Origin of the sequence: Phytopseudomonas seleniipraecipitans (assembly GCF_900102335.1) — a bacterium.
GTDB classification, from domain to species: Bacteria; Pseudomonadota; Gammaproteobacteria; order Pseudomonadales; family Pseudomonadaceae; genus Aquipseudomonas; species Aquipseudomonas seleniipraecipitans.
The window spans coordinates 290,654-303,067 of the sequence record NZ_FNBM01000002.1; the positions used below are offsets into that span (position 1 = coordinate 290,654).

Below are 12,414 nucleotides of genomic sequence, written 5' to 3' on the forward strand. Positions count from 1 at the left end.
CGCTCGCTCGCACCGCGTTAAACCCAACTGTTGACCGCCAGATGCTTTCTGGATAAACCATGACCCTGATTTCCCCCTGGCGCGCCGACTTCCCCGGCATGCTGGCCCTCGATAAAGAAGGCCAGACCTACCTCGACAGCGCCGCCACGGCGCAGAAGCCGCAAGCGGTACTGGATACCCTGCTCGCTTACTACGCCGGTGGCGTAGCCAATGTGCACCGTGCCCAGCATCTGCCAGGCGAACGCGCCACGCGCGCCTTCGAAAGTACCCGTGAAAAGGCCGCACGCTGGCTGAATGCCGTCAGCGCGGAAGAAATCGTCTTCACCCGCGGCGCAACGGAATCCCTCAACCTGCTCGCTTACGGGCTGGAGCATCTGTTCAGTGCTGGTGACGAGATCGTCATCAGCGCCGCAGAACACCACGCCAACCTGTTGCCCTGGCAGCAACTGGCTGCACGCAAGGCGCTCAAACTGGTAGTGCTGCCACTGACCGAACAGGGCGACATCGACCCGCAGCAGGCCGCTGCGCTGATTGGCCCACGCACGCGGCTCCTCGCGGTCAGCCAGCTGTCCAACGTATTGGGCCGCTGGCAGTCGCTGGAGCCGTTGCTGCTTCACGCGCGCAATCAGGGCGCACTGACCATCGTCGACGGGGCCCAAGGCGCCGTCCACGGTCGGCATGATCTGCAGGCGTTGGGCTGCGACTTTTACGTGTGTTCCAGCCACAAGCTTTATGGCCCGGATGGCGTCGGCCTGCTATATGGTCGCCGCAGCGCGCTGCAATGCCTGCAGCACTGGCAGTTCGGCGGCGAAATGGTCCAGCAGGCCGATTATCACCAGGCGAGCTTGCGAAGCGCCCCATTGGGCCTAGAGGCCGGCACGCCACCGGTATCGGGCGTGATCGCCCTCGGGACAACCCTGGACTACCTGAGCCAGCTCGACGCTGCTGCGGTTGCCGCCCATGAGGCCGGTCTGCACAACATCTTGCTGCAGGGCTTGCACGGCTACGATGGCATGCGCCTGCTCGGCGAACCGCAAACGGCGCTGGCCTGCTTCACCGTGGAAGGGGTGCACAGCGGTGATCTCGCCCATTTGCTCACCGAACAAGGCATAGCCGTGCGGGTCGGCCATCACTGCGCGATGCCGTTGCTTAAGCGGCTCGGGGTGAACGGGGCGATTCGCGTATCGCTCGGTCTCTACAATGATCAGAGCGATCTGCAGCGTTTCTTCACTGCGCTGGACAAAGCCCTGGAGCTGCTGCAATGAACCTTCCTGATAACGCCCGCGAAGCCCTCGAAGCCTTCACTGCTTGCCCGGGCTGGGAACAGCGCGCACGCCTGCTGATGCAATGGGGCGAGCGGCTCGAGCCGCTCAGCGAATGCAACGAAACCGACCGCGTGCATGGCTGCGAGAGCCAGGTGTGGTTGGTCGGAGCCGCACACGACGGCCGCTGGCACTTTCGCGCAGCCAGTGATGCACGATTGATCAGTGGCCTGCTTGCCGTACTGCTGGCCAGGGTCAATGGCCTGAGTGCGGCAGAACTGGCCGCACTGGACATCGCTGACTGGTTCACCACCCTGGGGCTGTCGCGGCAACTGTCGCCCTCGCGCGCCAACGGCATGAACGCCGTGGTGCAGCAAATGCGTCGGCTGAGCGAAGCGGGTTAATCCACCTTTGCCGCGAGCCGCTCGGAGGGGCGCCGCGCGCCTGCGACCAGCTTGTCGACGATACGCGCGGCCGCGACCATGCCGAAGGTCGCGGTGACCATCATCACCGCACCAAAACCTCCGGCGCAGTCGAGCTTCACCCCGTCACCGACGAACGCCTTGCTCAGGCAGATGCCGCCATCGGCGCCGGGGTAGCGCAGCTGTTCGGTGGAGAACACGCAGGGCACGCTGTAGTTGCGCCCTGGTGTACGCGAGAAACCGTAGTCTCGACGTAGCGTTGAGCGCACCTTGGCGGCCAGCGGGTCGTTGAAGGTCTTGTTCAAATCGCCCACCTGCACCTGGGTCGGATCAATCTGCCCGCCTGCGCCGCCGGTCGTGATAACAGTGATCTTGCGTCGCTTGCACCAGGAGATCAGCGCCGCCTTGGCCGCCACGCTGTCGATGCAATCGACCACCGCGTCCAGCTGCACGGTGATGTAGTCCTCCATGGTGTCACGCGTCACGAAGTCGGCCACTTCATGCACCACGCAAGCCGGGTTGATCGCCCGCAGCCGCTCGGCCATCACTTCGACCTTGGCGCGGCCGACCTGCTCTTGCAGGGCATGGGCTTGGCGATTGGTGTTGCTGACGCAGACGTCATCCAGATCGAACAGCGAAATTTCGCCTACGCCGGATCGCACCAGCGCCTCGGCTGCCCAGGAACCGACGCCGCCGATGCCGACCACGGCGACATGCGCAGCCGCCAGCCGCTGTGCGCCTTCACGGCCATACAGCCGGGCGATTCCGGCGAAACGTTGCTCATCGAACGACATGGCAGCTCCTCTTGATGGGCGCGCATTATAGGGAGGTCAGCGAAGCAGCCCAAGCACCGCCCGGCATGCGGCATCCACATCCGCCGCACCATCGCAAAATAGCCACCCCCGATGATGCGAACGGGCGTGTGGGGCTGTGCTATACAGTCTTTCATCGACGGAGTAGCATGCGCGCCAACCGGCGCTCGCCGGCCCTCTCCCCGTTCCACCCTTCGGAACCTGACACAGCATGCTTTCGCGCAAGTTCGGCCTCAATCTGATTGTATTCCTGGCTATCGCTGCCTTGTTCACCGGTATCTGGGCGCTCTACAACCGCCCCGTCACCGCACCGGACTGGCCCGAGCAGATATCCGGCTATTCGTTCTCGCCGTTCCGTCAAGGGCAGAGCCCGCAGACGGGCGTCTACCCCAGCGATGAGGAGATGCGTGCGGACCTCGAATTGCTCGCCACCCAGACCGACAGCATCCGCACCTACTCGGTGGATGGCGCGCTGGACAAGATCCCGCTGCTCGCCGAAGAGTTCGGTCTGCGCGTGACGCTGGGCGTGTGGATCGGCACCGACGAAGCGCGCAACGAACGCGAAGTCGCCAAGGCCATCGAGATCGCCAACAACTCGCGCAGTGTGGTGCGCGTAGTGGTGGGCAACGAGGCGCTGTTTCGCCGCGAAGTCACCGTCAAGCAACTGACCGCCTACATGGACCGCGTCCGCTCGGCCGTCAAGGTGCCGGTTACCACCTCTGAACAGTGGCACATCTGGGATGAGTATCCCGAACTGGCCGACCACGCGGATCTGATCGCCGCGCACGTGCTGCCCTACTGGGAATTCATTCCCATGGAGGATTCCACCCAGTTCACCCTGGACCGCGCGCGGGACCTGAAGAAGCTGTTCCCGAAAAAGCCCCTGCTGCTTTCCGAGGTGGGCTGGCCAAGCAATGGCCGGGTACGCGGCGGCGCCGAAGCAACCCAGGCTGACCAGGCCATCTACCTGCGCACCCTGGTCACCACCCTCAACGCTCAGGGTTACAACTATTTCGTCATCGAAGCCTTCGACCAGCCCTGGAAGGCTGGTGAAGAAGGTTCCGTGGGCGCTTACTGGGGCGTTTACAACCTGGACCGCAACCCCAAGTTCAATTTTGAAGGCCCGGTCGTGGCCATCCCGCAATGGCGTCTGTTGGCGGTCGCCTCGGTGGTCATGGCCCTGCTGTCGCTGGCACTGATGCTCATCGACGGCAGCGCCCTGCACCAGCGCGGCCGTACCTTCCTGACTTTCGTCGCGTTCGCTGGCGGCTCGGCGCTGGTGTGGATCGGCTACGACTACAGCCAGCAATACAGCACCTGGTTCAGCATGCTGGTCGGCCTGTTGCTCGGCGTCGGCGCCATTGGCGTATTCATCGTGCTGCTCACCGAAGCCCACGAACTGGCCGAAACAGTGTGGACGCAACGGCGACGGCCGTTCACCCCGGTGGTCGGCGACAGTCACTACCGGCCCAAGGTGTCGATCCATGTGCCGTGCTACAACGAGCCGCCAGAGATGGTCAAACAGACCCTCGATGCCTTGGCCAATCTGGATTATCCGGACTTCGAAGTTCTGATCATCGACAACAACACCAAGGACCCCGCGGTGTGGGAGCCGGTACGCGACTATTGCGAAGAGCTCGGCCCGCGCTTCCGCTTCTTCCACGTGGCGCCGTTGCATGGCTTCAAGGGCGGCGCGCTGAACTACATCCTGCCGCACACCGCGCCGGATGCCGAAGTGGTGGCGGTGATCGACTCCGACTACTGCGTCGACCCCAACTGGCTCAAGTACATGGTGCCGCACTTCTCCGATCCGTCGATCGCTGTGGTGCAATCGCCACAGGATTACCGCGATGGCGAGGAAAGCACCTTCAAGAAGCTCTGCTATGCCGAGTACAAGGGCTTCTTCCACATTGGCATGGTGACGCGTAACGACCGCAACGCGATCATCCAGCACGGCACCATGACGATGATTCGCCGTACCGTTATGGACGAGCTGAAATGGGCCGACTGGACTATCTGCGAAGACGCCGAACTGGGCCTGCGCGTGTTCGAGAAGGGTTACTCCGCCGCTTATGCCCATGACAGCTTCGGCAAGGGGCTCATGCCGGACACCTTTATCGACTTCAAAAAGCAGCGTTTCCGCTGGGCCTACGGCGCCATCCAGATCATGAAGGGCCACGCCCGGGAATTGCTTGCCGGCAAAGACAGCCAACTCAAGCGCGGCCAGCGCTACCACTTCATCGCCGGCTGGCTGCCGTGGGTTGCCGATGGCCTGAATATCTTTTTCACCGCCGGCGCGCTGCTGTGGTCGGCGGCGATGATCATCGTGCCGCAACGGGTCGACCCACCGCTGCTGATCTTCGCGATCCCGCCGCTGGCGCTGTTCCTGTTCAAGGTCGGCAAGATCATCTTCCTGTACCAGCGGGCAATGGGCGTCAATCTGAAGGATGCGTTCTGCGCGGCGGTTGCCGGGCTGGCGCTGTCGCACACCATCGCCAAGGCGGTGCTGTACGGCATGTTCACCAAGAGCATTCCATTCTTCCGTACGCCGAAGATGCGTTCCAGCCACGGCCTGATGGTGGCCCTCGCGGAAGCCCGTGAGGAGGTCTTCATCATGTTGTTGTTATGGGGCGCCGCGTTGGGCATCGCCATCGTGCAGGGCCTGCCCAGTTACGACGTGAAGTTCTGGGTGATCATGCTGCTAGTACAGTCGCTGCCGTACCTGGCTGCGCTGATCATGGCGCTGCTGTCGTCCAGCCCGAAGCCGCTGGAGATTCCGGTGGTACAGACCGAGGCGGAGAACGCCTGATTCCGGTGAGCGACACGATAACGGCGGCCAATTGGCCGCCGTTTTCTTTTCGGATTGGTGAGCGGTAACCGCGCAAACAATCCCTGGGTATCGCTTCGCTCAACGCCAGGCTACGGGTGCGCAGTGCATCGGCTCTTGTAGCCGGGTCGAGCGAAGCGCCTTTGCCTCTTGCGCCAAAAGGCTGAACGCCTACGAGGCGCGGGCGTTTTGCTTTAAGCTATGCGCCCTTTCCCGCCCCGCATTGCTTTACGAGCATGACTTTACCGGAGTTTCCATGACGGCCCTGTCCCCTACCCTCGAGCTTGCCTGCGACCTGATCCGCCGGCCATCCGTGACGCCACTGGATGAAGGCTGTCAGGAACTGATGATGCGCCGGCTCGCTGCGTTGGGCTTCGCCATCGAAGCGATGCGCATCGAGGACGTGGACAATTTCTGGGCCAGCCATGGCAGCCAGGACGGCCCGGTGCTGTGCTTTGCCGGCCACACCGACGTGGTACCCACCGGTCCGGTGCAGGCCTGGCAACACGGCCCGTTCGAGGCGCTGGTCGACGAACAGGGCATGCTCTGCGGGCGCGGCGCTGCCGACATGAAGGGCAGCCTGGCGTCGATGATCATTGCCGTCGAGCGCTTCGTCGCCGAGCACCCGAACCACAAGGGCCGCATCACCTTCCTGATCACCAGCGACGAAGAAGGCCCGGCCCACCACGGTACCAAGGCGGTGGTCGAACGCCTCGCCGCGCGCAACGAGCGCCTGGACTGGTGCATCGTCGGTGAACCGTCGAGTACCTCGCTGGTCGGTGACGTGGTCAAGAACGGCCGCCGCGGCTCACTGGGTGCGACCCTCACTGTGCGCGGTATCCAGGGCCACGTGGCTTACCCGCACCTGGCGAAGAACCCGATTCACCTGGCCGCTCCGGCGCTCGCCGAACTGGCCGCCGAGCACTGGGACGACGGCAATGCGTTCTTCCCGCCGACCAGCTTCCAGGTCTCCAACCTGAATGCCGGTACCGGGGCCACCAACGTGATTCCCGGCGAACTGGCGGCAGTGTTCAACTTCCGCTTCTCCACCGAATCGACAGTCGAAGGCCTGCAACAGCGGGTCAACGCCATCTTCGACAAGCACGGTTTGGACTATCACATCGAATGGGCGCTGTCGGGCCTGCCGTTCCTCACCGAGCCGGGCGCCCTGCTCGATGCGGTCAGCGCCAGCATCCGTAGTGTGACCGGCAGGGAAACCACGCCGAGCACCAGCGGCGGTACGTCGGATGGGCGCTTCATCGCCACCCTCGGCACCCAGGTGGTCGAACTCGGCCCCGTCAACGCGACCATCCACCAGGTCAATGAACGTGTGCTGGCCAGCGATCTCGACGTACTCACCGAGATCTACTACCAGACCCTGGTCAAGCTGCTCGCCTGATGCTCAGTTGCCCGATCTGCCAGATGCCGCTGCAGGCCGTCGACAACGGCGTGGCCTGCCCGGCCAACCACCGCTTCGACCGTGCCCGCCAGGGTTACCTCAACCTGCTGCCGGTGCAGCACAAGAACAGCCGTGACCCGGGCGATAACGCCGCCATGGTCGAAGCGCGCCGGCGTTTTCTCGATGGCGGCCACTACGCGCCGCTGGCTGCCCGACTGGCGCAGCTGGCGGCTGGCTACATGCCGCAGCACTGGCTGGATATCGGTTGTGGCGAAGGTTATTACACCGCGCAGATCGCCGAGGCGCTGCCAGAGGCCGACGGCTATGCCCTGGATATCTCCCGGGAAGCGGTGAAGCGCGCCTGCAAGCGCGCGCCGCAGCTGAACTGGTTGATCGCCAGCATGGCCCGAGTCCCCCTGGCCGATGCCAGCTGCCAGTTGCTGGCCAGCGTGTTCAGCCCGCTGGACTGGCAGGAAGCCAAACGCCTGCTCGCTCCCGGTGGTGGCCTGCTGCGCATGGGGCCGACGCGCGAGCACCTGATGGAGCTGCGCCAGAAGCTCTACGACGAAGTGCGCGATTACGATGACCAGAAACACCTTGAGCTGATACCGCCCGGCATGCATCTGGCGCACAGCGAAACCCTGAGTTTTACGCTGCTGCTCGACACGCCAGAAGCACGCGCCGACCTGCTGGCGATGACCCCCCACGGCTGGCGCGCAAGCGCCGAACGCCGTGCTGCGGTGATTGCCGAAAACTTCGAAGTGACAGTCGCCATCCGCTACGATTGGATCGAGCGTGACGCTTCCTAAAAACCTGTGCACGATCTTGCGAGCCAGAGCCCTACAATGCCTAGGCGCCCCCGTAAAAAACAGACGAGAAAGCGCAGTGTACTCTTGTATATGGGCATAACTCGCTTCGCTCGCCCCTCCGGGGCCGCACTCAAGTGCGTTAGCCGCAAGCGGCTTTCTGAGCCTGTTTTTAACGCGGCAAGGCCGACGCGCAACAGATCGAGATGAGGATGAAAATGCGCCAACCGGATATCGAGATCTACCTGAAAGACGCCGACCACCAGGCCATCGCGGCCTGGCTGACCACGGCAATCGGCCCCTGCTCCGACTGGCACCAGAAAGGCCAGACCTTCCAATGCCACGCCGGCGACGTGCCGGTGACCTGGCTGCCCAAAGCGGTAGGCAAATGGCACAGCCTGTACCTGGAAAGCGACGCCACGCCCTGGGACGACGACCTGGCCTGCGCCCAGGCGGCTTACGCAGCGCTGGACGTAGAAGTTCGCTGCGCACCGGGCAGCTGGGAAGAAGAAGAAAGCGATGAGCAGGCCGATCAGTGGCTGCGCATCAGCGCCGACGGCGTGCAGGAAATCACCTGGCGCACAGGCTGATCGCGCCAGACTGCAACCCGGGTATCGCTTCGCTCAACCCACGCTACGGTTGAGTGATCAGCACCGCAGGCGTGCCATTCGGCTGCACGCCTCATGAACAGCGTTCGATCTGTTCCACTCACAGCGTCTTGTCGACAACACGCTGGCGAGCCAAGCACCCGCAACTCCCCGTGTAGCCTGGCGTTGAGCAAAGCGATACCCAGTTTCCGATGCCCGAGATGCGACACCCACGAATTGTAGCGACATCGAAAAAACGCTACATAAAGACTAAAAACGCTACTCAATCACCTGATAATGATATTGACCGGTGCGACACCGCGCCGCACACCCGCCGTTAGCCTGCTAACATTTTTCAGGTGTTTATTCTTGATATCGGCAAATTAGAAGAAAATAGCTGCAAGTTATAATTATTTATCCGACTTATCCCGCATGAAAAATAACAATATCTCCGATAACTTGTAGTCATGCGAAATAAACGCTCCATGAATATTGCTTACTGATCGGCTTCCTTTGCAGAATGCGGCCTATCGACTTTAGTCGATACCGGACCTTCGTCGCCTCAGGGTGAATCTGCAACGATCGCAGGAGATGCAAGCGTGCACATAGGTGTTCCCCTCGAAACCCATGCAGGCGAAACGCGGGTTGCCGCGACGCCGGAAACCATCAAGAAGCTGATTGGCCTTGGCCATCAGGTCACCGTTCAGAGCGGTGCCGGCATCGCAGCCAGCATCACCAACAGCGCCTATGAAGCGGTGGGTGCGAGCATTGGCGATGCGGCCGCCGCGTTTGGCGCGGCGCTGATACTCAAGGTGGTGGCGCCAGACGATACCGAACTGGCTCGCATGCAGCCCGACACCGTGCTGGTTGGCATGCTCAATCCGTTCAGCGTGGAGACTATCGAGCGCATCAACGCTCGCGGCATCACCGCCTTCGCGCTTGAGGCCGCACCGCGCACCTCCCGCGCGCAGAGCCTGGACGTACTCTCCTCCCAGGCGAACATTGCCGGCTACAAGGCGGTGATGCTGGCGGCCAATCACTACCCACGTTTCATGCCGATGCTGATGACTGCTGCCGGTACGGTGAAAGCCGCCCGGGTGCTGATCCTCGGCGCTGGCGTCGCTGGCCTGCAGGCGATCGCCACGGCCAAACGACTGGGCGCGGTGATCGAGGCGTCCGATGTGCGCCCGGCAGTAAAGGAGCAGATCGAATCCCTCGGCGCCAAGTTCGTCGACGTGCCGTTCGAGACTGACGAGGAGCGCGAATGCGCCGAAGGCGTTGGCGGCTACGCCCGGCCGATGCCCGCCTCGTGGATGGAGCGCCAAGCCAGGGCAGTGCACGAACGCGCCAAGCAGGCCGACATCGTTATCACTACCGCGCTGATCCCCGGCCGCAAGGCGCCGACGCTGCTGCACGAAGCCACGGTTGCGGAAATGAAACCCGGCTCGGTGGTCATCGACCTGGCCGCAACTCAGGGCGGCAACTGCCCGCTGACCGAGTTGGACAAGGTGGTGATCAAGCACGGCGTGACGCTGGTCGGCCACGGCAATCTGCCGGCCCTGGTCGCCGCCGATGCCTCGGCGCTGTATGCGCGCAACCTGCTCGACTTTCTCAAGCTGGTGATCGATGCGAACGGCACCTTCCACCTCAACCTGGAAGACGACATCGTCGCTGCCTGCCTGATGTGCACTGGCGGCGAGATCAAACGCGTCAATAAATGATGATCTTCCTCTCCTGAGCGAGAGGGCTAATCACAACAAAAAGGATCTTCCCGATGGATCTGATTTCCGACGGTATCTACAACCTGATCATCTTCGTGCTGGCCATCTATGTCGGCTACCACGTGGTCTGGAATGTCACCCCGGCGCTGCACACGCCACTGATGGCGGTGACCAACGCGATTTCCGCGATCGTCATCGTCGGCGCCATGCTTGCCGCCGCGCTGACTGTCACCCCGCTGGGCAAGACCATGGGCACCCTGGCTGTGGCGCTGGCGGCGGTCAACGTCTTTGGTGGCTTCCTGGTTACCCGGCGCATGCTGGAAATGTTCAAGAAAAAGGCGCCGAAAGCAGCATCGGCTGCCGCACCGGTGGAGAAGTAATCGATGAGCATGAACCTGATCACCCTCCTCTACCTCGTGGCCTCGGTGTGCTTCATCCAGGCGCTCAAGGGCTTATCCCATCCGACCACCTCGCGGCGCGGCAATGCCTTCGGCATGATCGGCATGAGCATTGCCGTCCTCACTACCCTCGGCCTGATTTACAAGCTCGGCAGCGAATTGGCCGTACAGGGCATCGGTTACGTGATTGTCGGCCTACTGGTTGGCGGCACCGCTGGCTCGATCATGGCCAAGCGCGTCGAGATGACCAAGATGCCGGAACTGGTCGCTTTCATGCACAGCATGATCGGCCTGGCCGCCGTGTTCATTGCCATCGCCGCGGTGGTCGAACCGCAGTCGTTGGGCATCGTCGCCGTCATCAGTGATCCGATCCCTCATGGCAATCGCCTGGAACTGTTCCTCGGTGCGGCGATTGGTGCCATCACCTTCTCCGGCTCGGTGATCGCCTTTGGCAAGCTATCTGGTAAGTACAAGTTCCGCCTGTTTCAGGGCGCACCCGTACAGTTCGCCGGACAGCACCTGATCAACTTGGCTGTTGGCCTGGCCATCGTCGCACTTGGCCTGTATTTCACCTTCACCGGCAACCTGACCGCATTCGCCGTGCTGGTGGCCCTGGCGTTCGTCATCGGCGTGCTGATCATCATCCCCATCGGCGGCGCGGACATGCCGGTGGTGGTGTCGATGCTCAACAGCTACTCGGGCTGGGCGGCGGCGGGTATTGGCTTCTCGCTGAACAACTCGATGCTGATTATCGCTGGCAGCCTGGTCGGTTCGAGCGGTGCGATCCTCTCCTACATCATGTGCAAGGCGATGAATCGCTCGTTCTTCAACGTGATTCTCGGCGGTTTCGGTGGTGCGACCGACGCCGGCCCGGCAGCAGGCAGTGGCGAGCAACGGCCGGTCAAATCCGGCTCGGCCGACGATGCGGCGTTTCTGCTCGGTAACGCCGACAGCGTGATCATCGTTCCCGGCTACGGCCTGGCTGTGGCCCGCGCGCAACATGCTTTGAAGGAGCTGACCGAAAAGCTGGCGCACAAGGGCGTAACCGTCAAATACGCGATCCATCCGGTGGCCGGCCGCATGCCAGGGCACATGAACGTGTTACTGGCAGAAGCGGAAGTGCCGTACGACCAGGTGTTCGAGATGGAAGACATCAACGCCGAATTCGGCCAGGCCGATGTCGTGCTGGTGCTGGGCGCCAACGACGTGGTCAACCCGGCCGCCAAGAACGATCCAAAATCGCCCATCGCCGGCATGCCGATTCTCGAAGCCTTCAAAGCCAAAACCATCATCGTCAACAAGCGCTCCATGGCCAGCGGCTATGCCGGCCTGGACAACGAACTGTTCTACCTGGACAAGACCATGATGGTATTCGGCGACGCCAAGAAGGTCATCGAGGAGATGCTCAAAGCGGTGGATTGATTGCTTTGCCAGCAAGGAGGCGACGGGCTTCTGCCCTCGCCTCTTTTTCATGCCCAACCGCAATTCCTTGCACAGGCTCTGCCAACAAGCACAGCCGAGGGCATTTCAAACCAAAGACTCAAGAAATCAAAATAGTGAGCAACGCAATGACCGCGAACAATCTCAACTGTACCGGCGCCTAATCACTGAAAATACGAATATTTATAGAGCAAGTCACTGCCAAACGTCACGAGTCACGGCAAATCCACAAACACCGGTACAGTTGCGCTCTAAATCAGCAAAACAGTTACAAAGCAACCTATCTAGTACGCCGCTTATTTACTGCAGCTGTGGCTACTGCAAACCCCGCGCGAGGACGAAAATAGACACCAGAACCTAACCAATCCCGCCAAAAGCGGAAGGATGCACACCATGGAACGTACCCTCAGTTCCGATCTGCTTGTCGATAACTCGTCCAAATCTGCCACCAGCCTGCCGCTGAATATTCTCGCTACCCTGCTCCTGTGGCAGCGTCGCATCGTCAGCCGCCGCCAGTTGGCGCGTCTCGACACTCGCCTGCTGGCCGATGCCGGTATCAGCGAAAGCCAGCGTTATGCCGAACTGAGCAAACCGTTCTGGCGTTAATCGCGACCGTTGAGCTTCTCCCGCAAAACCCCGCCGGCATGCAGCGCCAGCGGGGTTTTGTCGTTTCCGGGCCTGCGATTGTCGATACGCAGAGGGCACACGCCTTTACACAAACGCTGCAGCTCTTTTTCTAC

11 protein-coding genes are annotated in these 12,414 nt (G+C 62.0%); 10 read left to right on the plus strand and 1 reads right to left on the minus strand.

The window, feature by feature from the left end; genetic code table 11:
* Positions 1-59 precede the first annotated feature (59 nt).
* Positions 60-1,265: an aminotransferase class V-fold PLP-dependent enzyme gene (locus BLS60_RS06175; RefSeq protein WP_092365937.1), complete on the plus strand. Its 1,206-nt coding sequence runs from the start codon at positions 60-62 to the stop codon at positions 1,263-1,265.
* A complete protein-coding gene (locus tag BLS60_RS06180; protein WP_092365940.1) occupies positions 1,262-1,666 on the plus strand; it encodes a SufE family protein in 405 nt (134 codons plus the stop codon). The genes BLS60_RS06175 and BLS60_RS06180 overlap by 4 nt, the downstream gene beginning before the upstream one ends.
* Here BLS60_RS06180 and tcdA read toward each other — a convergent pair.
* The gene (gene tcdA, locus BLS60_RS06185; protein ID WP_092365943.1) at positions 1,663-2,478 is read right to left on the minus strand and encodes a tRNA cyclic N6-threonylcarbamoyladenosine(37) synthase TcdA; all 816 of its coding nucleotides are present in this window, start codon (positions 2,476-2,478) and stop codon (positions 1,663-1,665) included. The genes BLS60_RS06180 and tcdA overlap by 4 nt on opposite strands.
* Positions 2,479-2,707: 229 nt before the next feature.
* Between tcdA and BLS60_RS06190 the strand changes: the two genes are divergently transcribed.
* The 8 genes from BLS60_RS06190 to BLS60_RS06225 all read left to right on the plus strand — a co-directional run bounded on the left by BLS60_RS06190 (position 2,708) and on the right by BLS60_RS06225 (position 12,280).
* Positions 2,708-5,305 carry a glycosyltransferase gene (locus tag BLS60_RS06190; RefSeq protein WP_070882189.1) on the plus strand — a complete coding sequence of 866 codons (2,598 nt, stop codon included), beginning with the start codon at positions 2,708-2,710 and terminating at the stop codon, positions 5,303-5,305.
* A gap of 274 nt (positions 5,306-5,579) precedes the next feature.
* Complete coding sequence (gene dapE / locus BLS60_RS06195) at positions 5,580-6,722, plus strand: succinyl-diaminopimelate desuccinylase (RefSeq protein WP_092365946.1); 1,143 nt, start codon at positions 5,580-5,582, stop codon at positions 6,720-6,722.
* On the plus strand, positions 6,722-7,531 hold the full coding sequence (locus BLS60_RS06200) for a putative RNA methyltransferase (RefSeq protein WP_092365949.1): 810 nt from the start codon (positions 6,722-6,724) through the stop codon (positions 7,529-7,531). Before dapE ends, BLS60_RS06200 begins: the two co-directional genes overlap by 1 nt.
* Before the next feature lie 215 nt (positions 7,532-7,746).
* Positions 7,747-8,118: a hypothetical protein gene (locus BLS60_RS06205; RefSeq protein WP_070882331.1), complete on the plus strand. Its 372-nt coding sequence runs from the start codon at positions 7,747-7,749 to the stop codon at positions 8,116-8,118.
* A gap of 596 nt (positions 8,119-8,714) precedes the next feature.
* Positions 8,715-9,836: a Re/Si-specific NAD(P)(+) transhydrogenase subunit alpha gene (locus BLS60_RS06210; RefSeq protein ID WP_092365952.1), complete on the plus strand. Its 1,122-nt coding sequence runs from the start codon at positions 8,715-8,717 to the stop codon at positions 9,834-9,836.
* Positions 9,837-9,889: 53 nt separating this feature from the next.
* Entirely contained in the window at positions 9,890-10,216 is a 327-nt protein-coding gene (locus BLS60_RS06215; protein ID WP_070882185.1) for an NAD(P) transhydrogenase subunit alpha part 2, read from the plus strand.
* Positions 10,217-10,219: 3 nt separating this feature from the next.
* A complete protein-coding gene (locus tag BLS60_RS06220) occupies positions 10,220-11,656 on the plus strand; it encodes an NAD(P)(+) transhydrogenase (Re/Si-specific) subunit beta (protein WP_092365955.1) in 1,437 nt (478 codons plus the stop codon).
* A gap of 411 nt (positions 11,657-12,067) precedes the next feature.
* Positions 12,068-12,280, plus strand: a complete 213-nt coding sequence (locus tag BLS60_RS06225; RefSeq protein WP_070882183.1) for a DUF1127 domain-containing protein — start codon at positions 12,068-12,070, stop codon at positions 12,278-12,280.
* Positions 12,281-12,414: the final 134 nt, after the last annotated feature.